Source organism: Burkholderia cepacia ATCC 25416, from assembly GCF_001411495.1.
GTDB lineage: Bacteria > Pseudomonadota > Gammaproteobacteria > Burkholderiales > Burkholderiaceae > Burkholderia > Burkholderia cepacia.
This window is the reverse complement of record NZ_CP012981.1, coordinates 2707069-2731034: the sequence shown is the minus strand read 5'-3', so window position 1 is coordinate 2731034 and position 23966 is coordinate 2707069. Positions and strand designations below refer to the sequence as shown.

The 23966-nt window shown below is 66.1% G+C and carries 18 protein-coding genes; 1 reads left to right on the top strand and 17 read right to left on the bottom strand.

The window, feature by feature from the left end; all coding sequences use genetic code 11:
- Positions 1-131: 131 nt before the first annotated feature.
- The 8 genes from APZ15_RS12670 to APZ15_RS12635 form a co-directional block, all read right to left on the bottom strand.
- Complete coding sequence (locus APZ15_RS12670) at positions 132-857, bottom strand: amino acid ABC transporter permease (RefSeq protein ID WP_027787461.1); 726 nt, start codon at positions 855-857, stop codon at positions 132-134.
- A gap of 2 nt (positions 858-859) precedes the next feature.
- Positions 860-1582: an amino acid ABC transporter permease gene (locus tag APZ15_RS12665; protein WP_027787462.1), complete on the bottom strand. Its 723-nt coding sequence runs from the start codon at positions 1580-1582 to the stop codon at positions 860-862.
- A 94-nt stretch (positions 1583-1676) separates the two neighbouring features.
- Positions 1677-2492, bottom strand: coding sequence for an ABC transporter substrate-binding protein (locus APZ15_RS12660; protein ID WP_027787463.1), 816 nt, complete (start codon positions 2490-2492; stop codon positions 1677-1679).
- Between the two features lie 175 nt (positions 2493-2667).
- The gene (locus APZ15_RS12655) at positions 2668-4602 is read right to left on the bottom strand and encodes a rhomboid family intramembrane serine protease (RefSeq protein ID WP_027787464.1); all 1935 of its coding nucleotides are present in this window, start codon (positions 4600-4602) and stop codon (positions 2668-2670) included.
- Positions 4603-4815: 213 nt separating this feature from the next.
- A complete protein-coding gene (locus tag APZ15_RS12650; RefSeq protein WP_027787465.1) occupies positions 4816-5928 on the bottom strand; it encodes an agmatine deiminase family protein in 1113 nt (370 codons plus the stop codon).
- 50 nt (positions 5929-5978) lie between these two features.
- A complete protein-coding gene (locus APZ15_RS12645; protein ID WP_027787466.1) occupies positions 5979-7091 on the bottom strand; it encodes a polyamine ABC transporter substrate-binding protein in 1113 nt (370 codons plus the stop codon).
- 10 nt (positions 7092-7101) lie between these two features.
- Entirely contained in the window at positions 7102-8016 is a 915-nt protein-coding gene (gene aguB / locus APZ15_RS12640; RefSeq protein ID WP_027787467.1) for an N-carbamoylputrescine amidase, read from the bottom strand.
- Between the two features lie 46 nt (positions 8017-8062).
- Positions 8063-9100, bottom strand: coding sequence for an agmatine deiminase family protein (locus APZ15_RS12635; RefSeq protein ID WP_027787468.1), 1038 nt, complete (start codon positions 9098-9100; stop codon positions 8063-8065).
- 101 nt (positions 9101-9201) lie between these two features.
- On the opposite strand from APZ15_RS12635, the gene APZ15_RS12630 reads away from it, so the two are divergent.
- On the top strand, positions 9202-10131 hold the full coding sequence (locus APZ15_RS12630) for a LysR family transcriptional regulator (protein WP_027787469.1): 930 nt from the start codon (positions 9202-9204) through the stop codon (positions 10129-10131).
- Positions 10132-10207: 76 nt separating this feature from the next.
- On the opposite strand, the gene APZ15_RS12625 is transcribed toward APZ15_RS12630, so the two are convergent.
- The 9 genes from APZ15_RS12625 to APZ15_RS12585 all read right to left on the bottom strand — a co-directional run bounded on the left by APZ15_RS12625 (position 10208) and on the right by APZ15_RS12585 (position 23952).
- Complete coding sequence (locus APZ15_RS12625; RefSeq protein ID WP_027787470.1) at positions 10208-11512, bottom strand: MFS family transporter; 1305 nt, start codon at positions 11510-11512, stop codon at positions 10208-10210.
- 231 nt (positions 11513-11743) lie between these two features.
- Positions 11744-13423 (bottom strand): SpoVR family protein, encoded by a 1680-nt coding sequence (locus tag APZ15_RS12620; RefSeq protein WP_027787471.1) that lies wholly within the window; start codon positions 13421-13423, stop codon positions 11744-11746.
- Positions 13420-14688 carry a YeaH/YhbH family protein gene (locus tag APZ15_RS12615; RefSeq protein ID WP_021163180.1) on the bottom strand — a complete coding sequence of 423 codons (1269 nt, stop codon included), beginning with the start codon at positions 14686-14688 and terminating at the stop codon, positions 13420-13422. Before APZ15_RS12615 ends, APZ15_RS12620 begins: the two co-directional genes overlap by 4 nt.
- A gap of 125 nt (positions 14689-14813) precedes the next feature.
- Complete coding sequence (locus APZ15_RS12610; protein WP_021163181.1) at positions 14814-16736, bottom strand: PrkA family serine protein kinase; 1923 nt, start codon at positions 16734-16736, stop codon at positions 14814-14816.
- 551 nt (positions 16737-17287) lie between these two features.
- Positions 17288-19051 carry a methyl-accepting chemotaxis protein gene (locus tag APZ15_RS12605; protein WP_027787472.1) on the bottom strand — a complete coding sequence of 588 codons (1764 nt, stop codon included), beginning with the start codon at positions 19049-19051 and terminating at the stop codon, positions 17288-17290.
- Between the two features lie 278 nt (positions 19052-19329).
- Positions 19330-20259, bottom strand: a complete 930-nt coding sequence (rbsK, locus tag APZ15_RS12600) for a ribokinase (RefSeq protein WP_027787473.1) — start codon at positions 20257-20259, stop codon at positions 19330-19332.
- On the bottom strand, positions 20256-21287 hold the full coding sequence (locus APZ15_RS12595; protein ID WP_027787474.1) for a LacI family DNA-binding transcriptional regulator: 1032 nt from the start codon (positions 21285-21287) through the stop codon (positions 20256-20258). Before APZ15_RS12595 ends, rbsK begins: the two co-directional genes overlap by 4 nt.
- A 35-nt stretch (positions 21288-21322) precedes the next feature.
- Positions 21323-22342 (bottom strand): ABC transporter permease, encoded by a 1020-nt coding sequence (locus APZ15_RS12590; protein ID WP_027787475.1) that lies wholly within the window; start codon positions 22340-22342, stop codon positions 21323-21325.
- Positions 22339-23952, bottom strand: coding sequence for a sugar ABC transporter ATP-binding protein (locus APZ15_RS12585; protein ID WP_027787476.1), 1614 nt, complete (start codon positions 23950-23952; stop codon positions 22339-22341). Before APZ15_RS12585 ends, APZ15_RS12590 begins: the two co-directional genes overlap by 4 nt.
- Between the last annotated feature and the right edge of the window lie 14 nt (positions 23953-23966).

Sequence of the window (23966 nt, the reverse complement as noted above, 5' to 3'; positions counted from 1 at the left end):
GCGCGCGGCCGCCCCTCCCCCTTCCTTGTGCGTACTGCCCGCCGGGCCCGACCAGCCCGGCGCGTTGTCCGCCGCGAAGATTCCGCGACACTGCCGCCTCACCGGCACGTCGATGCGGCCGCGGCTCGCCGTTACCGCGCCGGTTCCGTGTACTCGGCCGCCGCATCCGCGGCGCGTTGCGTTCGCGGACGGCGTGACAGCAGCCAGCGTGCCGCGCCGTCGAGCGACGTACACAGCACCAGGTAGATCAGCGCGACGAACAGGAAGATCTGCGCCGGATACACCATCAGCCGGTTGTTCACCTGCGTCGCGACGAACGACAGTTCAGGCACGCCGACGATATAGGCGAGCGACGTGTCCTTCACGAGCGCGACCCACTGATTGATGAACGACGGCGTCATGATCCGGATCGCCTGCGGCAGCAGCACGTAGCGCACCGTCTGCCAGCGCGTGAGACCGAGCGACAGCCCGGCCTGCCATTGCCCGTCGCCGGCCGCGACGATGCCCGCATGCACCGCGTGCGCGAGATACGCACCGCCGATCAGCGCGAGCGCGCACACGACCGTCGCGAGCCCCGGCACGTCCATGTGCAGCAGCACGGGCATCAGGAAGTAGGTCCAGAAAATCAGCATCAGCACGGGAATCGCGCGGAAGAAGCCGATGAACGCGAGCAGCAGCACACGCACAGGGCCGCGCGCGAGCGCCATGGCAACGCCGAGCGCGATGCCGAGCACGGCCGATGCGACGGCCGACGCGATCGCGAGCAGCAGCGACAGCGCGGCACCGCCGAGCGGCCCTTCCGGGAACGCGCCGACGAGCAGGTACGGCAGATTGGCGAGCAGCAGCGAGAAATCCATGGTCAGCGCCCCGCTCCCAGCCGGTCGCGCCATTGCGTCGCCGCATACGCGCCCGCTTCGATCGCGGCCACCGCCGCGACGTACAGCACGGTCGCCACGCCGAATGCGGCGAAGGTCTTGAACGTTTCGGTCTCGACCTGCCGCGATGCATACGACAGCTCGGCCACGCCGATCGCCATCGCGAGCGACGAGTTCTTCACGAGATTCATGTACTGGCCGAACAGCGGCGGCAACGCGATGCGCACGGCCTGCGGCAGCACCACGTAGCGCAGCGACTGCATCGGCGTGAGGCCGAGCGCGGCCGCCGCATCGTGCTGCGCGCGCCGCACGCCGCGCAGGCCGGCTTCGCATTCCTCCGCGACGAACGCGGCCGTATACGCGCTCAGCCCGACCCAGCCCGCGACGAATTCGAACGACGGCCATGCGAGCGTGAACGGACCCATGCTCAACGCATGGCGCGCGTTCAGCCATGCGACCCACGTGTCGGGCAGCAGCGACGCGACACCGAAATACCAGAACAGCAACTGCACGAGCAGCGGCGTGTTGCGGAACGTGACGACGTACGCGGCTGCTACCGCGCGCGGTGCCGTGCCGCGCGCATGCCGCATGACCGCGAGCAGCAGACCGCCGGCGGTCGCGGCGACGGCCGACGCGGCCGCGAGACCGAGCGTCAGCAGGAAGCCCTGCCAGAGCCAGGACAGATATTTGGGAGCCAACCCGAGCATGCTGTGTTGCGGGCGCGAAGCGCGCGATCGGAAGAAAACGGAAAGCGCCGCGAGGCCGGTGATCCGGCCGGTCGCGGCGCGCGTGCGATGCGGATCAGGTCTTGTCGCCGATCCGGAAGATGCGCGTGAGCGGCGTCTTCGTCGTCGGCCCGAACCATGCGTCGTAGATCTGCACGGCGCGGCCGTTCGCCTCGAGCCCCTTCAGCGTGTCGTTGACGAAGCCGAGCAGGCGCGTCTCGCCTTTCGGCACGCCGACGCCCATGTAGTCGTTCGAGATCGTGAACGCCGGGATCTCGTAGTTCTGCTTGTCCGGCACGTTCGCGAGCAGGCCGATCAGCTTCGGGCCGTCCTGCGTGATCGCCTGCACGTTGCCGGCGCGCAGCGCGGCGAACGCGAACGGCGTGTCGTCGTACGCGACGATCGTCGCCTTCGGGAATTTCTCGCGCAGCGTGATCTCGTTGGTCGTGCCCTTGTCGGCGCCGACGCGCAGCCCGTTCAGCTGGTCGGCCGATTTCAGCACGCCCTTCTTCGCGAGAAACTGCTGGCCCGACGAGAAATACGGGATGCTGAAGTCGACCTGCTTCGCGCGCTCATCGGTGATCGTGAAGTTCGCGAGCACGAGATCGACCTTGCCGGACGTCAGGAACGGAATGCGGTTCGCGGGGTTGGTCGGCTGGAGCTGCAGCTTCACGCCGAGCTTGTCGGCGAGCGCCTTCGCATAGTCGACGTCGAGACCGACGATGTGATTGCTTTTGCCGTCGACATAGCCGAACGGCGGGTTGCTGTCGAACGTCGCGACGCGCAGCACGCCGGCCTTCTTGATATCGTCGAGACGGTCCGCATGCGCGACGGTACCTGCGGTAACGAGCGCAGCCCCGACGAGCCACGTAGCGAGAGTGTGGATTTTCATGAGCACGACCTGATTTGTTATGAAGGCCGCCGCGGATCGCGCGGCGGCCCGGTTCGAAGAACATCGCGACGGAGTGTGTCGTCGCGAAGCCGCTAACGTATCAGCGCGTGCGGCGAATCCGAACCAACAAATGGTGCTTTGCTCAGCGGGTTTCGTGATGAGGCTGGCGGCGCGGTCATGCGCCGTCAGCGCCCTCTTCCCCGTCCGCGGACGCCGCACACAGGAATTCGCCTGCGTCCGTGTCTTGCAGATAATCGAGCGAGCGGTCCATGCTGAGGAACGACAGCGTGCCCGCAGCGCCCAGTGCGTAGAGCGTGCGATGGTCTGGCGCGAAGATCACCTGCGACACGCCGCCCGCCACCGGAAATTCGCCGACCGTTCGGCGGGTCGCCATCTTGATCACGCGCATCGGCGAACCGTCGTACGCGGTCACGGCGATCAGCTTGCCATCATCGCTGCCGTCGAAGCTGTGTGCCGAAGTCTGGCAGACCGGATAGGTCTTCAGCGACGCCAGGCTCGCCGGGTCCACCCATTTGACCGACGACGCGCCGTAGAACCATGTTCCCGCGCCCGACGCGCCCGGTTCCGCCCGGATGAAACCTGCATCGAGCGGATACGAGCGGAGCGGCTCGTTCGTCGACGTATCGAACGCGACGATCGTGCCTTTCTGCATCGCGTTGACATTCAGTTGCTTGCCGTCCGGCGACAGCCACATCGACAGTGACCGCCCGAACTCGACGCCCGCCCCGTCGCCATCACCCAGTTTCAGCGTCGCGACGACCTGCGGCCAGTGCGTAATGCTGACGACGGACACCGTATCGTCGACGCCGTTCAGCACGTAGAGCCTGTCGTGCGATGCCGATGCGACGATCGCACGCGGAAACCGACCGAGCATCGCACTGTCGACGATCTTGCCGCTCGCCAGATCGATACGTACGACGCTGTCCTCGCGCATCGACGTCACATACGCATAGCGCTCATCCGGGCTGACAACTACTCCGCTCGCGCCGCGGCCGCGGCACATGTTGCTTGGACAACCGTTGAGCCCCGTCTTGAATGGCTCGCCGGCAATCGTTTGGACCACCGTGCGCTTGTCGACGTCGACGACGACGAGCGTGTTCTCGTCGTTGTCGGTGATGTACAGGCGCTTGCCCGACGCTCCCATGACCATTGCATAGGTACCCTTGCCGACCGGGACGACCGTGCCTGCGGCCAGTTCCGCGGACACAGGTGCGGCGCGATGCTGCTCGTCCTCGCGGATCTGCTCGGCGATCGTGTCCGCATCGCGCTTCGCCTGCTGCCGCGCGTCGTCCTGCGCACGCTCGCGATCCACGGCCGTGCGTAGCTCCTGCAGCTCCGCGCTGCCCGCGCGCTGCGCCGCAAACAACATCACGCCGCTACCCAGCACCGCCAGCGTGACCGGCAGCACCGCGCCACGCAGCGAAGCGCCCGAAGGACGAAAACCGTACAGTATCCAGCCGGCGACGAAACCCGTGACGACACCGCCAAGATGCGCAGCCTGGTCGATACCGGAAATGAAGAATCCCGACGCCAGGTTGATGGCGATCACCTGGGCCACCGCGCCGAGATTGATGACGACGCCCGCATCGCGACCGCGGTCCGCACGCCGGTGCAATGCGAGCGCGGCGGCCGCGCCGGCCAGTCCCATCAGCGCGCCCGACGCACCGACGCTGACGACCGGGCGGATGCCGCTCGTCGGCATCACGATGCCGAACGCGACCTGCATTGCGCTGACCTCGTGATGCCCGGACCAGAGCGCGCTCAGCAGCGAGCCGCCGAGCGCCGACAGCAGGTACGCGACGCCGAACCGCAGTGAGCCGCCCGCGCGCTCGAGCACGGTGCCGAGCACGATCAGCATGTAAAGGTTCAGCGCCAGATGCAGCCAACCGCCGTGCAGGAACGCGCTGGTCAGCAGGCGCCACGGCTGCCCGGTCAGCGTATATGGCGCGAAGTTGGCGCCCCAGCCGAGCAGCAGACTGTTCGTCAGCGCACCGTACGATGCCTGTCGCCACATCAGCACGAAGACGGCGAGGTTGACGACGGCCAGCAGGATCGTCAGGCCCGGAACGGATGATCGTTGTTCTTTCATGGATATTTTTTCAATCGTCGATGGCGCCTCGGACAGGCGTTGGCGATTGTATATCCTGGACACGCGAATGATCGGAACAAAAAAAGACGCCCGCTGCACGCAGCGGGCGCGAATCCCAGTCAAGGAGGTGTCACACGAACTACGGGTTCAGGTTACGGAAATCGTCCGCAACGGACAACGAATCGATTTCGATAACGATATGACGCGACACGCTCACGCCGGCTGCTGTTGCGTGGTGCAGTGGATGCCGCCGCCACCCGCGGCGATGCCGTCGATGTTCAGCTGGATGACCTCGCGGCCGGGAAACAGGTCGACGAGCGTGTCGCGCGTATTGCGGTCGGCACGGCTGTCGCCGAATTGCGGCGCGATCACCGCGCGATTGCACACGTAGAAATTGATGTAGCCGGCCGCGAACTCCGCGTTCTCGTATTGGTGCCGGACGGTCTTCGGGCCCTGCAGCACGACGACCTTCAACGGGCGCCCCTTCGCATCGGTGGATTTCCGCAGGATCTCCAGATGCTGCCGCGTCACCGCGTGGTCGTACGACGAAGGGTCCGTGTCGAGCCCGGCCACCACGACGCCCGGGCTCGTGAAGCGCGCGTAGAAATCGGTATGCCCGTCGGTGATGTCCTTGCCGGCGATGCCCGGCAACCAGATGATCTTCTTCAGCCCGAGCAGGCGGCTCAGCTCGGCTTCACACTGCGCCTGACTGACGCCCGGATTGCGGTTCGAATTGAGCACGCAGCTGCGCGTGATGATCGCCGTGCCCTCGCCGTCCACCTCGATGCCGCCGCCTTCCAGCACGAGCTTCGTGTCGATCAGCCGCGCACCGGCGCGTTCGGCCACGAACGGCGCGACTTGCGCGTCCTGGTCGTGTTCCTGCTTGTTGCCCCAGCCGTTGAAATTGAAGCTCACGCCACCGAGCTGGCCCGACGCGTTCTTCACGAACACGGGCCCGGTGTCGCGCATCCACAGGTCGTCGACCGGATGCTGGACGAGCTCGACCGACGAGCCGCACAGGCGCGACGCGACCGCGTAATCCTCTTCCCGCACCAGCATCTTGACCGGCTCGTGCGCGGCGATCGCTTTCGCGACCGCGGCAAGATGCTCGCGCACCACCGGCAGCAGCCGCGCGCCCCAGATGTCCGCGCTCGGGCCGAACGCCATCCAGGTCGCCGTGTGCGGCGCGCCTTCGTCCGGCATGTGCCAGGTGGCGCCCTGCTGCGCATGCGCGGCGCGGCCGAACAACCCGCCCATCGCGCCGGCGGCCAGCGCCGCGCCGGAGACGGACAGGCCGCGTTTCAACAGTTGACGTCGTGTAGTCATGGCATTCCTCTTTCGCTTGCCGGTTATTTCGGTTGTTGCAGGGCAGGCCGTCACGGTCGTGCCGTCTTGAAGCCGAGCCAGGTCCGGCCTTCGAGACGCATCGCGGCCGGCGATTCGGCGATCGGCGTGAACAGCGTGCGCCGCGTCGATTCGTCCGGATAGACGCCCGGATCGCGCACCAGCGCCGGATCCATCAGCTTCAGCGCGCCCTGGTTCGCATTCGCGTAGCGCGTCGAGTTCGAGATCTTCGCGATCACGTCCGGACGCAGGATGTAGTTGATGAACGCATGCGCGTTGTCCGGATGTTTCGCGGATGCCGGAATGACCATCGCATCGAACCACATCAGGGTGCCGAGCCTCGGAATGTCGTACACGACGTCGCGCTTCGGATCGCGCGCCTTCGCCTTCTGCGCGGCCAGGTTGATCGCGCCGGAAAAACCGACCGTTACGCACAGCTCACCGTCGATCAGCTCGTTGGCGTCGGACGAACCCACGAACTCGCGGATGAATGGCCGGATCTTCATCAGCATCGCCTGCGCGGCCGCGTAGTCCTGTGCGGACGGATGCATCGGATCGCGGCCGACATAGCGCAGCGCCAGCGGCAGCACGGTGCTCGCGGAGTCCTGCAGGCCCAGGCCGCACTTCGCGGCGACGCGCGACGCGATCTCCGGCTTGAACAGCAGGTCGAGGCTGTCGGCCGGCATGTCCTTGCCGAGGATCGCGCGCACCCTGGCGCGGTCGTAGCCGACGCCCACGGTGCCCCACATGTACGGCACGCCGTACTGGTTGCCGGGATCGGACTGCGCCATCTGCTTCAGCAGCGACGGATCGAGATACTTCAGGTTCGGCAGCCGGTGCTTGTCCAGCTTGCGAAACACACCCGCCTGGATCTGCCGGGCCATGAAGTCGTTGGTCGGCCACACGAGGTCGTAACCGCTGTTGCCGGTCAGCAGCTTCGACTGCAGCGTCTCGTCGCTGTCGTACGCGTCGTAGCGCACCTTGATGCCGGTTTCCTTCTCGAAGCCGGCCAGCGTATCCGGCGCGAAGTAATTGCTCCAGTTATAGAGGTTCAGCACCGTCTCTTCGTCGGCGCGCGCCGTTCCCGCCAGCACGCACAGCGCGAGGCCCGGCGCCGCGACACGCAACCATCCTTGCCGTTTCATCGGGCGTCCCTCATCGATAGCAGGACGATACGCCGTCGCTGGTCAGCAACGTGCGATACATCTCCGGACGGCGATCGCGGAAGAAGCCCCACGATTGCCGGTCGGCGCGGATCGCATCGAGATCGAACGTATGCACGAGCACCGCCTCGTCGGTGCGGTGCGCCTCGGCCAGCTTCTCGCCGGTGTGATCCGCGATGAAGCTCGACCCGTAGAACACGCCGGTGAGCGCCTGCTGCTGCGGATTGCCGTTGCCGAAGCCGGCTTCGCGGCCGATCCGGTTGGCCGCCACCACCGGCACCATGTTGGCGGCCGCGTGGCCCTGCATCGTGCGCTGCCAGTGGCCGGACGAATCGAACGCACTGCTGAACGGCTCCGAGCCGATGATGGTCGGAAAGCACAGGATCTCGGCGCCCATCAGCGCGAGGCAACGCGCCGTCTCCGGATACCACTGGTCCCAGCAGATACCGATGCCGATCCGGCCGAAGCGCGTATCCCACACCTTGAAGCCGGTATCGCCCGGTGTGAAATAGAACTTCTCCGTATAACCCGGCCCGTCCGGGATATGTGTCTTGCGATAGACGCCGAGCACGCGCCCGTCCGCGTCCGCCACGGCGATCGAGTTGTACGCGGCATTGCCCGCACGCTCGAAGAAGCCGATCGGCAGCACGACGCCGAGTTCGCCGGCCAGCGCCGCGAAACGGGCGATCTGCGCGTTGCCTTCGAACGGCTGCGCGAGTTCGAGATGGCGCACGTTCTGGTCGAGGCAGAAGTACGGCATCGCGAACAGCTCCGGGCACAGCACGAGATTCGCGCCCTGCGCGGCAGCCGCGCGGATCAGGCGCTCCGCGGTGGCCATGTTGTCTTCGAGATTCCAGCTGCCCGACGCCATCTGGACGGCGGCGACGGTGATGTGTTTGGACGGCATTGCGATTGCTCCTCGATGGAACCGGAAACCGCTCACGGGACGTCGCTCAGTGCGCGACGGACGGCTGCTGCTGCGTCGAACAGTGGATGCTCCCGCCGCCGATCGACAGCGTCGGGATCGGCAGCATCTGCACCTTGCGCGTCGGGAACGCCCGGCTGAAAGCGTCGCGTGCGGCCTCGTCCTGCTCGACGCCGAATGCGGTCACGATCACCGCGCCGTTCACCAGAATGTAGTTCGCATAGCAGTCGCAGTAGCGCTCGGAGCCGAAGCGTTCGCTGACGATCGGCGACGGCAGGTCGAGCAGCTCGAAACGGCGCCCCGCCGCATCGGTCGCGAGCTCCAGCGCGCGGCGGTTTTCCCGCATCACGCGGAAATAGTCGCCCTGTTCCGGCAGTGCGGTCTGGCACAGCATCCGGCCCGGTGCGATGAACGACGCGATGCCGTCCACGTGCCCGTTCGTCTCCACTTCGTCGGGGTTGCCCGGCAGCCACACGATCTTCTCGACGCCCAGCATGCGGCGCAGCTCCGCCTCGATCTCCGCGCGGCTCAGGTGCGGATTGCGGTTGGGATGCAGCAGGCAGCTCTCGGTCGTGACCAGCGTGCCCTGCCCGTCGACGTAGAACGAGCCGCCCTCCAGCACCATGTGCGAATTGAAGATCTCGGCGCCGGCCGCGCGCGCGATGTCCTGACCGGCCTGCTGGCAGCCGTCGTACGGCTGGTACTTCTCGCCCCAGCAGTTGAAGCGGAACACGGCCGCGCCCAGACCGTGCCGTTCGCTGACGAGGAAGATCGGCCCGCAATCGCGCAGCCAGTTGTCCTCGGCCGCGACCGGCAGCACGTCGACGCTCGGGCCTACCAGTTCGCGCGCGGCATCGGCCTGGCTGTGGTGCACCGCGACCACGCAGCGCTGATAGCGCGCGATCGTGCGCGCGACCAGCGCGAATTCGCGGCAGACCTGCGCGTAATGCGTCCCCCACAGGTCCTCGCGATTGTCGAGCACCGGCCATCCGAGCCACGTCGTGTGCATGGATTCCCATTCGGCGGGCATCCGGTAACCGCGCTGGCGAGCATCAAAGCGACCCATCGATCCGACTCCGTTGTGATTGATGAGCGATTTTCCGCCAGGTTAAACTTGATGAATATTGATATTTTTTGGCCGAATCAATCAATTCGCCTCATACCTCGATGCAACGCGTTCCGTCCCTGAAACTACTGACCGGCTTCGAAGCCGCGGCCCGGCTGGGCAATTTCTCGCGCGCGGCCGACGAGCTGCACCTGTCGCAGTCGGCGATCAGCCATCAGATCCAGCAGCTCGAAGCGCAGCTCGGTCAACCGCTGTTCCGCCGGCGCGGCCGCGGCGTCGAGCTGACCATCGCCGGCGAGGTCCTGCAGCGCAGCGTCCAGCGCGCGATGGACACGTTGCGCGGCGGGCTCGACCGCATCGCAACCTACCTGAACCCGGGGCTCGTCGTGCTGGTGTGTCCGGCGCCGCTGCTGCACGGCTGGCTGCAGCCGCGCCTCGAGCAGTTGCAGCAGGCGCTGCCGGACCTGTGCCCATTGCTGTCGACCGACGAAACCGCGCGCTACGTCGACGAGATCGACGTCGACATGACGATCGGCACGCGGCCGATGCTGCAACCGGGCCTGGTCGATATTCCGTTCATGCGGGACGAATGGGTGACGGTATGCGCGACGCCGCTGGCCGAGACGCTCGCCCGCGTGCCGCGCGCCGAACACGCGCGGCACGCGGGGCTCGTCTGCCTCGAAGCGAGCCTGACCGACGAGCGCATGGCGACCGTCTTTCGCGAGCAGCTGTCGGATTTCCGGATGCAGGCGATCTACGACGACCAGCGGCTCGTGCTGGACGCCGTGCAGCGCGGCCGCGGCATTGCGTGCCTGCCGCGCCTCGTCGCGCAGGCCGGCCTCGACCAGCACACGCTGACCGTGCTCGCCGACTACCCGCGCCTGCCCGGCACCACATGGTGGCTGTCGCGGATGGAAGGCCCGTCGCGCTCGCCGATCGTCGAGCAGATGTTCGACTGGCTGGTCCAGCAAGGCATCCTGTCGAGCGTGGCCGACCCGGCGCCCGACCACGCACCGCCTCCGCCCGCGTAATCGAACGCCGAAAAAAAACGTCCCGCCGGCTGGCGGGACGTTCGTCATGATGCGAATGCGTACGATGCGCGGCCGATCACGGCTCGTGACGCAGGTACCCTTCCTTGCTCGGATCGCGCATCCGCCACGACACGATCAGCGAGATCGCGCACAGCACGGTCACGTACCAGTAGAAGGTTTCCTCGCTGCCGATCGACTTGAACCACAGTGCGACGTACTCGGCCGAGCCGCCGAAGATCGCGTTCGCGACCGCATACGACAGGCCGACGCCCATCGCGCGCACTTCCGGCGGGAACATCTCGGCCTTGATCAGCCCGCTGATCGACGTGTAGAAGCTGACGATCGCGAGCGCGACCGTGATCAGCACGAACGCCGCCACCGGGCTCGTCACGTCCTTCAGCGCGTGCATCAGCGGCACCGTGCCGATCACCGCGAACGAGCCGAACAGGATCATCGACGTGCGGCGGCCGATCCTGTCGGACAGCGCGCCGAACACCGGCTGCATCAGCATGTAGACGAGCAGCGCGACGGTCATCACGTTGCTGGCCGTCTTCGCATGCATGCCGGCCGTGTTCACGAGGTACTTCTGCATGTACGTCGTGAACGTGTAGAAGATCAGCGAGCCGCCGGCCGTGAAGCCGACCACCGTGAAGAACGCCCCCTTGTGCTGCCACACGCCGCGGATCGTGCCCGCGTTTTTCTTGTCGCGCGATTCGGACGTCGACGTCTCGTCGAGCGACTTGCGCAGGTACAGCGAGATCAACGCGGCCGCCGCGCCGACCACGAACGGAATGCGCCAGCCCCACGCCTTCAGTTCGTCGCCCGACAGCGTCTGCTGCAGGATCACGAGCACGAGCAGCGCGCACAGCTGGCCGCCGATCAGCGTCACGTACTGGAACGACGCGAAGAAGCCGCGGCGGCCCTTCAGCGCCACCTCGCTCATGTAGGTCGCGCTCGTGCCGTATTCACCGCCCACCGACAGCCCCTGGAACAGCCGCGCGACCAGCAGCAGCGCCGGCGCGAGCGCGCCGATCTGCGCATAGGTCGGCAGCACCGCGATCACGAGCGAGCCGCCGCACATCATCAGCACCGAGATCATCATCGCGTTGCGGCGGCCGTGGCGGTCGGCGATGCGGCCGAACAGCCAGCCGCCGATCGGACGCATCAGGAAGCCGGCCGCGAATACCCCCGCCGTGTTCAGCAGCTCCGTCGTCGTGTTGCCGCTCGGGAAGAATGCCGGCGCGAAGTACAGCGCGCAGAACGAGTAGATGTAGAAGTCGAACCACTCGACGAGGTTGCCCGACGAGGCGCCGACGATGGCGAACACGCGCCGCCGGGTGTCATGCGCGGACAGCGCGGCTTGTTCGGTCTGGACATCCATGGATTGGTCTGTTCCTTGTAGTACTTTCTGGGCGAGGCGGCTGGGCCGCCGCGTGCGATCGAACGTGGCACCGGTTCCGGCGCACGGCGCTACGGGATTTTAGCGAAATGTAAAGTAACAGGCTCTCCGGGTTCGTCCGGATGTAGAAAATTTTTCTCCCGCCATGCGTTCGTCATATGAAAACGCCAGCCCGCAGGCTGGCGTTCGATGCAAACTTCCCGCTGGCGATGTTCAGATCCGCACCTCCGGCGGCACGTAGCGGCACTCGTAGCGCTTGCGCACGGTACCGGCCTCGTCGACGCTTTCCAGGAACACGTCGAATTGCCAGAGCCGGGCCATGTGCTTGAGCACTTCGTCGCTGTCGTTCGACAGGTGACGGTTGTCGGTCATGAAGTGGCGCAGCGTGAGGCTGCGGTCGCCGCGCGTGTTCACCGCCCACACCTGAATGTTCGGTTCGCGGTGATGGATGTCGTACTGCCTCGACAGTGCCTGCCGCACATACTGGTAGCCCGAATCGTCGTGGATCGCCGACACCTCGAGCGAATCGCGCATGTCGTCGTCGAGCACCGAGAAGAGCCGCATGTCGCGGATCAGGCTCGGCGACAGGTACTGCGCGATGAAGCTCTCGTCCTTGAAGTTGCGCATCGCGTAGTGCATCGCCGGCAGCCACGGGGTGCCCGCGATCTCGGGAAACCACTTGTAGTCTTCCTCCGTCGGCGCTTCGCAGATCCGCCGGATGTCGCTCATCATCGAAAAGCCGAGCGCGTACGGGTTGATCCCGCTGTAGTACGGCTTCGTGACGGGCGGCTGGTAGACCACGTTGCTGTGCGAATGCAGGAACTCCATCATGAAGCTGTCTTCCAGCTTCCCCTGGTTGTACAGCGTATTCAGCAGCGTGTAGTGCCAGAACGTCGCCCAGCCTTCGTTCATCACCTGCGTCTGCCGTTGCGGGTAGAAATACTGGCCGATCTTGCGCACGATGCGGATCACTTCCCGCTCCCACGGTTCGAGCAGCGGCGCATTCTTTTCCGCGAAATACAGCAGGTTCTCCTGCGGCTCGGGCGGATAGCGGTCTTCCTGCTCCTCCATCAGCTCGGGCTTCTTGCCCGGCAGCGTGCGCCACAGTTCGTTCACCTGCGACTGCAGGTACGCCTCGCGCTCGCGCCGCAGCGCGGCCTCCTTCGACAGCGAAGGCTTCTGCGGCCGCTTGTAGCGGTCGACGCCGTAGTTCATCAGCGCATGGCACGAATCGAGCAGTTCCTCGACACGATCGAGACCGTAGCGCTCCTCGCATTCCGCGACGTAGTTCTTCGCGTACACGAGATAGTCGATGATCGCGTGCGCGTCGGTCCACAGCCGGAACAGGTAGTTACCCTTGAAGAACGAGTTGTGCCCGTACGCCGCGTGCGCGATGACGAGCGCCTGCATCGTCATCGTGTTCTCTTCCATCAGGTACGCGATGCACGGGTTCGAGTTGATGACGATTTCGTACGCGAGGCCCATCTGGCCGCGACGGTAGCTCTTCTCGGTCGACAGGAAGTGCTTGCCGAACGACCAGTGACGGTAGTTGACGGGCATCCCGACCGACGCATACGCGTCCATCATCTGCTCGGCGCTGATCAGTTCGAGCTGGATCGGGTAGATGTCGAGCTCGTATTGTTCGGCGACCTGCGAGATGTGCGTGTCGTATTCCTCGAGCAATTCGAACGTCCAGTCGGACGGGCACGGCAGCGGCTTGCGTTCGGCAACGTTCATACGCGCTTCCTTTTGCCCTGGGCCGGGCAAATCGGCGGCCGGCGGCGGCGGTTCGGCCTGCCCGCGTTGCTGCGGTGCGGCAGGGCCGGCCGTGTCGTCGCCGGAAGGGCGCGGCGCATAGCCGCGCGACTCGTTGTGCAGATGGCGGGTCGTCATGACATTTCCACCTGCTTTTCGAACAATTCGCGAAACACCGGGTAAATGTCGGCAGCCGATTCCACTTTTTTCATCGCGAGATGCGGCTGAGACAGGGCCAGTTGCGCGTATTCCAGCCACAGGTTCTGCTCTTCCGGCGCGACCTGGATATACGCGAAGTAACGCACCTTCGTGAGGATATCCTCTTCCAGGATTTTGCGACACTTGGGCGAATCGTCAGTCCAGTTGTCGCCGTCGGACGCCTGCGCGCCGTAGATGTTCCACTCCGTCGGCGAGTAGCGCTCGTTCATCACCTTGCGCATCAGCTCGAGCGCACTCGACACCACCGTGCCGCCGCTCTCGGTCGAATGGAAGAAGGTGTCCTCGTCGACTTCCTCGGCACGCGTGTGGTGGCGGATGAACACCACCTCGATGCGCTCGTAGTTACGCTTGAGGAACAGGTAAAGCAGGATGAAGAAGCGCTTCGACAGATCCTTGCGCTGCTCGTCCATCGAGCCCGACACGTCCATCAGGCAGAACATCACGGCCTGGCTCGAGGGTTGCGGCTGCTTCACGCGGTTGATGTAGCGCAGGTCGAACGGATCGATGAACGGAATCCGCCAGATGCGCCCCTTCAGGTGATGGATCTCGGCCTCGAGCACCGCGATCTCCGCGCGCCGGTCTTCCGGGTCGCTCTTCATCGCCTCGAGCTGCGCCTCCAGCTCTCGCAGCTCGTTGACGAGCGGCGAGCCGAGCGCGATGCGACGCCCGAGTGCGCTGCGCAGCGAACGCACGACGTCGATGTTGTTCGGCGTGCCTTCCGCCGACCAGCCCGCGCGCACGTTCTTCCAGCTCGGCACCGTCAGCAGGTGCGTCTTCACGAGGCGAGGCAGTTCGAGATCGTCGAAGAAGTACTGCATGAACTCGTCGCGCGACAACTCGAACACGAAGTCGTCCTGCCCTTCGCCCTCGTTGCTCGCCTGACTGCCTCCGCCGCCCGAGCCGCCCTGCGGGCGCGGGATCTTGTCGCCGCGCACGTAGTCCTCGTTGCCGGGGTGCACGTATTCACGACGCCCGCCAGGCGCGTGCCGGAAATTCGGCTCCGCGATGTCCTTGCGCGGGATCGTGATGCTCTGCGTGCTCTGGATATCCTTGATGCTACGGTCGCGCACCGCGTCGGACACGGCACGACGAATGTAGTTCTTGACGCGACGCAGAAAGCGTTCGCGGTTGGCGATACTCTTGTTCTTGCCGGCCAGCCTGCGGTCGATGATTTGATGAAGCACTCCCGGTCTCCCGCTCGAAAGTCGATCTGCCGGGGCACTCGCCGCGCATGCCGTCTGCCGTCATGCGGGCGGCGCCTCTGAAAGCGCCCGTACGGTCTCGCCGTACGGGCGCAGTACCGCGCGCGTCATGATGACTTGCGCACGCGCAGGTACCAGTCGCAAAGCAGCCTCACCTGCTTCGGCGTATAGCCCTTCGCGACCATCCGGTTCACAAAGTCCTCATGCTTGCGCTGCTCCTCCGCCGAACCCTTCGCGTTGAACGAAATCACCGGCAACAGTTCCTCGGTATTCGAGAACATCTTCTTCTCGATCACGACGCGCAACTTCTCGTAGCTCGTCCACACGGGGTTCTTGCCGGCGTTCGCCGCCCGTGCACGCAACACGAAGTTCACGATCTCGTTGCGGTAATCCTTCGGATTACTGATGCCGGCCGGCTTCTCGATCTTCTCCAGCTCCGCGTTGAGCGCGGCGCGGTCGAAGCTCTCGCCCGTATCGTGATCGCGGAATTCCTGGTCCTGGATCCAGAAGTCCGCATACGTGACGTAGCGGTCGAAGATGTTCTGGCCGTACTCCGAATACGACTCGAGGTAGGCCGTCTGGATCTCCTTGCCGATAAAATCCGCGTAGCGCGACGCCAGTACGTCCTTCACGAAGGACAGATACTTCTGCTCGGTTTCCGGCGGGAACTGCTCGCGCTCGATCTGCTGCTCGAGCACGTACATCAGGTGCACGGGGTTGGCCGCGACCTCGCTCGAATCGAAGTTGAACACGCGCGACAGGATCTTGAACGCGAAGCGTGTCGACACGCCCGTCATCCCTTCGTCCACGCCCGCGTAGTCGCGGTATTCCTGGTACGACTTCGCCTTTGGATCGGTATCCTTGAGGTTTTCGCCGTCGTACACCTGCATCTTCGAGAACAGGCTCGAATTCTCCGGCTCGTGCAGGCGCGACAGCACCGAGAACTGCGACATCATCTTCAGCGTGCCCGGTGCGCAGACGGCCTCGGCCAGCGACGAGTTGCGGATCAGCTTCTCGTAGATCTTGGTCTCTTCCGATACGCGCAGGCAGTACGGCACCTTCACGACGAAGATCCGGTCGAGCAGTGCCTCGTTGTTGCGGTTGTTGCGGAACGCCTTCCATTCCGACTCGTTCGAGTGCGCGAGGATGATCCCGTCGAACGGAATCGCGCCGAAACCCTCGGTGCCCTTGAAGTTGCCTTCCTGCGTGGCGGTGAGCAGCGGGTGCAACACCTTGATCGGCGCCTTGAACATTTCGACGAACTCGAGCAGGCCCTGGTTCGCGAGGCACAGGCCACCGGAGTAGCTGTACGCGTCGGCGTCGTCCTGCGCGTACTGTTCGAGCTTGCGGATATCGACCTTGCCGACCAGCGACGAGATGTCCTGGTTGTTCTCGTCACCCGGCTCCGTCTTCGCGATGCCGATCTGCCGCAGGATCGACGGATAACGACGCACCACGCGGAACTGGCGGATGTCGCCGTTGTATTCGTGCAGGCGCTTGACGGCCCACGGACTCAGGATGTTTTTCAGGTAGCGGCGCGGAATGCCGTACTGTTCCTCGAGGATCGGGCCGTCTTCGTCGTAGTCGAACAGCCCGAGCGGCGATTCGTTGACGGGCGAACCCTTCAGCGAATAGAACGGCACACGCTCCATCAGTTGCTTCAGACGCTCGGCGATCGACGACTTGCCGCCGCCCACCGGGCCAAGCAGATAGAGGATCTGCTTCTTCTCTTCGAGCCCTTGCGCAGCGTGACGGAAATATGCGACCACCTGCTCGATCACCTCCTCCATTCCGTAGAACTCACGGAACGCGGGATAGACCTTGATGACCTTGTTCGCGAAGATCCGCGACAGGCGCGGATCGTTGCGGGTATCGATGTGTTCAGGTTCCCCGATTGCTGCCAGCATGCGTTCACCAGCCGTCGCGTACGCGGATGGATCGTTCTTGCAGAGCGCGAGATACTCCTCCAGCGAGAGCTCTTCCTCTCGCGTTTTTTCGAAGCGGTTCGCGAAGCTGCTGTAAATATCCATGCTACCTCCCTCGCCTGAGTCTGAAGACGTGCCTGCCTTCGTACGACTGCGCAGAAGCAAGCGCGTTCGAATTCATCCTAAACCCTTTCTTATTTTTTTTCACGAACTCTTCGTATGAAGTTCGTCATTCTCGACAACACCGCTTGGACAACGCATTTCGTCGTTTTACAATCGATCTCCCGAGCCGCAGAAACTGCATCCGTCGCGTCTCGTCGAACAACGGAACGTCTTGTGCGTTGGACACATCCGACGTCGTCACTTCCCCCTTCATCCCTATACGTTCGAGCAGCCGTTTGCGACGACACGTTGCGCGCGCCGTTACAAATTTTTTTCGCAGCGCCCTTACGGAGATACCCGTACGACGGATGCGGGAACTTCACTCGCACCTGTGCGCAACTTCCGTCGATGCAGATCGCTCGATGCACGCAACCCTGCACGATCGTCGTTCATGTACGTCGACTGTCACATTTCTCCGCCGCAGAAACGACGACGCCCGCGTGTTGCGGGCGTCGTTCGCTACCAAATGGGGATAGATGCGCGGCACGCGCGAATCAGAAGGTTTCCCAGTCGTCCGCGCCACCGGGAGCGGCCGCCTGCGCGGGCGCAGCGGCGGCCGCGACGGGCTTGCGCACCGGCGCCGCCGCAGCCGCGCGTTTCGGCGGGGCATCGCGATCGTCGCGCGCAGCAGCGACAGGCGCGGCAACCGCCGCGGAAGACGCACGCGGCGCGTGACGCACCGCAACCGGTGCCGCGGCACCCGGCCGCGACGTGTCGTCGGCGAGCTGGAATACCGCTGCCGTTTCACGCAGGCGCCCGGCCTGTTCGTCGAGCGACTGCGCGGCGGCCGCGGCTTCCTCGACGAGCGCCGCGTTCTGCTGCGTGACCTCGTCCATCTGCGCGACCGCGCGCGCCACCTGGTCGATCCCGCCGCTCTGCTCCTCGGATGCCGCCGCGATCTCGCCCATGATGTCCGTCACGCGCTGCACCGCGCCGATCACGTCGCTCATCGTGCGCCCTGCCTCGTCGACCAGCGTGGAACCCGACCGGATGCGCTCCACCGACGCGTCGATCAGCACCTTGATCTCCTTGGCCGCGGCCGACGAACGCTGGGCCAGGCTGCGCACCTCGCCCGCGACGACCGCGAAACCGCGGCCTTCCTCGCCGGCCCGCGCGGCTTCCACCGCTGCATTCAGCGCAAGAATGTTGGTCTGGAACGCGATTCCCTCGATGATCGCGATGATGTCCGCGATCTTCGCCGAGCTGTCGTTGATCTCGCCCATCGTGCCGACCACCTGGCCGACCACCGTATTGCCCTTGTTTGCAATCTCCGACGCATTCGCGGCCAGCGAACTCGCCTGGCGTGCATTGTCTGCGTTCTGCTTCACGGTGCCGGTCAGCTGCTCCATGCTCGACGCGGTTTCCTGCAGCGCAGCGGCCTGCTCCTCGGTGCGCGACGACAGGTCGATGTTGCCGGCCGCAATCTGGCGCGCCGCGGTCGCGATCGACTCGCTGCCGCCGCGCACGGTGCGCACCGTCTCGACGAGCCCGCGCTGCATCTTGCCGAGGCCCTCGAGAAGCTGGCCCATCTCGTCACGCCGGTCCACGACGATCGGCCGGCGCAGGTCGCCGGCGGCAATCGCGTCGAAATGCGCGAGCGCGTCGGCAATCGGGCGGCCGATCGCGCGGCTCAGCGTCAGCCACGACACCACCGCGGCAGCGAAGCCGGCCACCAGCGCGACGATCGCCAGCACACGCAGCGTCTCGTACACCGATTCCGCATGATCGAAGTTGGCTTGCGCGTCACTGAACTGGTAGTTGCGCAACGCCTCGCTCGCCGTCGAGAGGTCGGTGTAGCGCGCCTGGAGCTGCTTGGCGCCGTCGCCGATGCGGTCGGCCTGATTCGCCCCGAGCACGCTCGCGAACGCGTCGCACTCGTGCTGCAACGCCTGCCGCTTCGCGGCGACGTCCTGTGCGATGCGATCCTCCTCCGGGCCGCGCGGCAACGCGAGATACTTTTGCCACCAGGTGTCCGACTGCGCGCGCATCCCGCGGCTTCGCTCGATGGCAGCCGCCGCATCGGGCGTGCCGGCCAGGAGCGCCGCCCGGTCGAGGGCCAGGCGTTCGCGCGCCGAATAGATCTCGGCAAGCGAGACATCGACCGCGCTTGGCATCTGATTCTTGAAGATCTCGCGCGTCGTGCCGTTCGCGCGCGTCATTCCATACACGCCGAGCCCACCGATCACACCGAGGAGCACCGCCAGAAACGCCATCGTGAAACCGATGCGCGCACGAATCGTCAGGTTTTTGAACGCCATCATCCTTCCTGTGTTGCGTCGTGATGGACGGGACGGACCCGTCGCTTCGAAGCATTGCTTCACCTGATGCATTTACGACCATGCATCGCACAACTTGATGGCGTTTCCGCTATTTTTTCGAATTATTCGTCTGTTTATTACAAATAGCTGAACGAAAATACGTGCATCGCCGTGCACTAGAGCGCACATCGATGGAAGGCCCTCCGTCGCCGGCGCGCATCGCGGATACGCGGCCGGCCGTCGTTTGCGACGAACCGGCTGCGATGCGTGATCAGGCCCTATCCGGCCAGTTCGGCAAGCGTGGGAATCGACGGTTGCGCGCCCGCCCGCGTGACCGACAGTGCCGCCGCGCGTTGCGCGAAACGGATCGCGGTGTCGACGTCCGCCCCGGCCGCGAGCCGCGCGGAAAAGCCGCCGATGAAGGTATCGCCGGCCGCCGTCGTGTCGACGGCCTGCACGGCCGGCGCCGGATAATGCCGCGCGGCGCCGTCGGCCGTCAGCGCAAGCACGCCGCGCGCGCCCAGCGTGACCAGCACGTTGCGCGCGCCGCCAGCCTGCAGCGCGCGGGCGGCGGCTTCCGCCTCCGCCGGGTCGCGCACCGGCAGCGCGGTCAACGCGGCCGCCTCGACCTCGTTCGGGATCAGGTAATCGACGAGCGGCAGCCAGCCCTCCGGCAGCGGCGCGACGGCCGGGGCCGGATTGAGCACCACCGTGCGGCCGAGCCGACGTCCGGCCGACAGCGCCGCGAACACCGCATCCGGCGGCGTCTCGAGCTGACAGATCACGACGTCGGCCGACGCCAGCGCGGCCTCGTGCCGCGCGACCGTATCGGTCGTGACCTCGCCATTGCCGCCCGCGACGATCACGATCGCGTTCTGGCTCGCATCGTCGACGACGATCAGCGCGACGCCGGTCGACGCCGACGCGCTCGTCGCGAGCCCCGCGCAGTCGATCCCCTCGGCTTCGAGACCCGCACGCAGTGCCGCGCCGTGCGCATCCGCGCCGACGCAGCCGATCATCGCGACCTGCGCGCCGAGCCGCGCGGCAGCGACGGCCTGGTTGCCGCCCTTGCCGCCCGCCGCCTGCGCGAACGCATGACCAGCGAGCGTTTCGCCGGGCAGCGGCAGGCGCGGCGCCCGCACGACGAGATCCATGTTGAGGCTGCCGACCACCGTCACGCGGCCGGCGCCCGCTGCGGGCGCCGTCATGCGCGACCGCCGGAAGCCGGCGGCTCGCGGTAGATCGCCGTCGATTCACGCAGCACGAGACGCGGCGACACGACGCGACGGCGGCTCGGCACGGCCGACGAGCCGCCGCCGATCCGCTCGATCAGGGTCTGCGCCGCCATTTCGCCGAGCGCGCGCACCGACTGGCCGACCGTCGACAGCGCCGGATAGGTGTAGCGAGAGAATTCGATGTCGTCGAATCCGATGATCGAACAGTCGTCGGGCACGCGCATGCCGCGCTCGGCCGCCGCACGCAGCGCGCCGACGCCCATCAGGTCGTTGCCCGCGAAGATCGCGCTCGGCCGCACCGATTCGAACAGCCGCGACGCCGCGTGATAACCGCCGAGGCACGAGAAGTCGCTTTCCGCGATCGCGCCCGGCACGATGTCGACACCGCGCTCGGCCATCGCACGGATGAAACCGTGCACGCGCATCGCGCTGACCGCCGTGTCGGTCGGCCCCGTGATGCAGCCGATCTTCGCGTGCCCGAGCTCGAGCAGGTGGCGCGTCGCCAGGTACGCGCCGCGCTCGTGGTCGATCTGCACGAGGTCGGCCGCGAGCCCCTCGATGTTGCGATCGACGACGACGAGCGGCGCATGGATGTCCGCAAGCGTCTGCGCGAGCACCGCATCCTCGCCCGCCGACGCGACGATCAGCCCGTCGATGCGCTTTTCCTGCAGCACGCGCAGGTAGTTGCGCTGCTTCACGGGATCGTCGTCCGAGTTGCAGAAGAACACGCAATAGCCATTGGCCGCGCACTGATCCTCGATGCCGCGCGCAAGTTCCGCGAAATACGGATTCGTGCTGTTCGGCACGACGAGGCCGATGGTCGCCGTCGCACGCGCCTTCAGCGAGCGCGCCACGGCCGACGGCACGTAATTCAGCTCGCGGATTGCGCCCTCGACCTTCGCACGCACATCCGCAGACACCGGCCGCGAGTTGTTCACCACGTGCGAGACGGTCGTAAACGACACGCCCGCCATGGCTGCCACATCCTTGATCGTCGCCATTTCCCGTTTCTCTCTGGTCTGTTCTGTCTGTCTTTCTACCGCACGCGCGTGCGCCGGCTGCGATACGTATCGAGCACGACCGCCACCACGATCACCGCGCCGGTGATGATCCGTTTCGTCGGCTCGTTCGCGCCGATCTGCGCCAGCCCCGCGGCCAGCACGGAGATGATCAACACGCCGAAGAACGTGCTGATCACCGAGCCGCGCCCGCCCATCAGGCTCGTGCCGCCGATCACGACGGCCGCGATCACCTGCAGTTCGAGGCCGACGCCCGCGTTCGGGTCGGCCGCCTCGAGCCGCGAAATCTGGAACAGCGACGCGAGCCCCGCGAGCGCGCCCATCAGCGCGAATACGAGAATTTTATACGGCCTCGGGTTAACCCCGGCAAGTCGGACGGCTTCTTCGTTCGTGCCGATCCCGACGAGATAGCGTCCGAACACGGTGCGCGTCAGCACGAACTGGGCCGCGATCATCACCGCGACCGCGATCAGGAACGCCGGCGAGATGCCGAGCGCGATCGGGTTCGACAGGAAATCGAACGCGTCGCCGATATAGGCGGTGCGCGAATTCGTCAGCTGGTACGCGAGGCCGCGTGCGGCCTCCAGCACGCCGAGCGACACGATGAACGACGGAATCCGCCAGCCGACCGTGACCGCGCCCGTCAGCGCGCCCGTGACGGTCGCGACCGCGATGCCGATCAGCGCGGCCGGCAGCGGCCCCCACTGCCATTTCAGCGCGGCGACGCTGACCATCGACGCGGCGAGCGCGAGCACCGAGCCGACCGACAGGTCGATCCCGGCGATGATCAGCACGAAGGTCATCCCGACCGACATCACGACGAGATCGGGAATCTGGTTCGCGATCGTGCTGAACGTATCGTAGGTCAGGAAATGCGAGCTCAGCGTCGAAAACAGCACGATCATCGCGGCAAGCGCGCCGGCGAGCCCGAGATAGTTCGACAGGCCGAGCCGCGTGCCGGACAGCGTGCGCGCGCGGCGCCCCGTCACGTCCTGCTGCGCGCCTGCGTCGGTCGGGGATACGGGAGGCTGGGTCATTGCTGTCGTCCTGTCGTCGAAGTGCCCGGAGCGGCGCCTTGCGCCTGCCCCGCGTCCGGATGCCGAGCGCCGTCCGGCGGCGTCTCGCGGCCGAAGCCGGCGAATGCCGCGGCCAGCAGTGCATCCTGGGTCCAGTTGCCGCGCTCGAACACGGCGGTCATGCGCCCGGCCGACATCACGCCGATCCGGTCGCAGATCAGCATCAGCTCACGCAGGTCGCTCGACACGACGACGAGCGCGCGGCCTTCGCGCGCGAGCGCGCCCATCAAAGTGTAGATCTCGAACTTCGCGCCGACGTCGATCCCGCGCGTCGGCTCGTCGAACAGCAGCACGCCCATGTCGCGCGCGAGCCAGCGGCCGATCACGACCTTCTGCTGATTACCGCCCGACAGCTCGCCGACCGCCTGCGCCGCACCGTGCGTGCGGATTCGCAGCGCGTCGATCTGCTGCTCGGCGAGCGCCGTTTCACGCGCGCTGTCGACGATGCCGCCGCGCGCCAGCCGGTCGAGCTGGCCGAGCGACACGTTCGCGGTGATCGACTGCGTGAGCAGCAACCCTTCGCCCTTGCGATCCTCGGTGATCAGCGCGATGCCGTGCTTCACCGCCTCGACGGGCGAGCCGATCCGCACCGGCTTCGGCGGCTGGCCGATCGCGATCGTTCCCGCATCCGGCGCATCCGCGCCGTAGATCAGCCGCAGCAGTTCGGTACGTCCCGCGCCGATCAGCCCCGAGATGCCGAAGATCTCGCCCGCGCGCACCTCGAGCGACACGTCGCGCACCGCCGTCCCGCGGGCGAGGCCCGACACGACGAGCCGCGGTGCGCCGATACGGCGCTCGCCGAGATCGATGTGCTCGCCGATCTCGCGCCCGACCATCAGCGTGACGAGCCCGTCGGACGTCGTCGCCGCCATGTCGCCCGCATGGACGAGCCGGCCGTCGCGCAGTACCGCGACCCGCTCGGCGACACGCGCGAGCTCCTCGAGCCGATGCGAGATGTAGATGATCGCGACCCCGCGTGCCTTCAGCCGGTCGATCTGCTCGAACAGCAGCTCGACTTCACGCGCGGTCAGCATCGCGGTCGGTTCGTCGAGAATCAGCACGCGGCAGTCGCCGATCAGGTTGCGCGCGATCTCGACCATCTGCTGATGGCCGATGCCGAGCGCGCCCACCGGCGTATCGGGATCGACCGTGTCAAGCCCGACCTGGGCCATCGCGGCCCGCGCGTCGTCGCGCAACCGCGCGCGATCGATGATCCCGAAGCGCCGCGGCAGGCGGTTCAGGAACAGGTTTTCGGCGACCGTCAGGGTCGGCAGCAGGTTCAGCTCCTGCATCACCATGCGCACGCCGAGCGCCTCGGCCTGCGTCCGGCTCGCCGGCGCATAGGGCTGGCCGCCCAGCTGCATCGTGCCGGCGGTCGGCTCGACGAGCCCGCCGATGATCTTCGACAGCGTGCTCTTGCCGGCGCCGTTCTCGCCCGTCAACGCAAGCGCGTGGCCCGCCTCGAGCGTCAGCGTGACCTCGGCGAGCACGGGTTCGGCATAGGTCTTGCCGATGCCGGATACGGACAGCACGGGAGCGGCTGCGCGGGAGGGTTGGGAAGTCGGGTCCATCGCGATCCTGATTG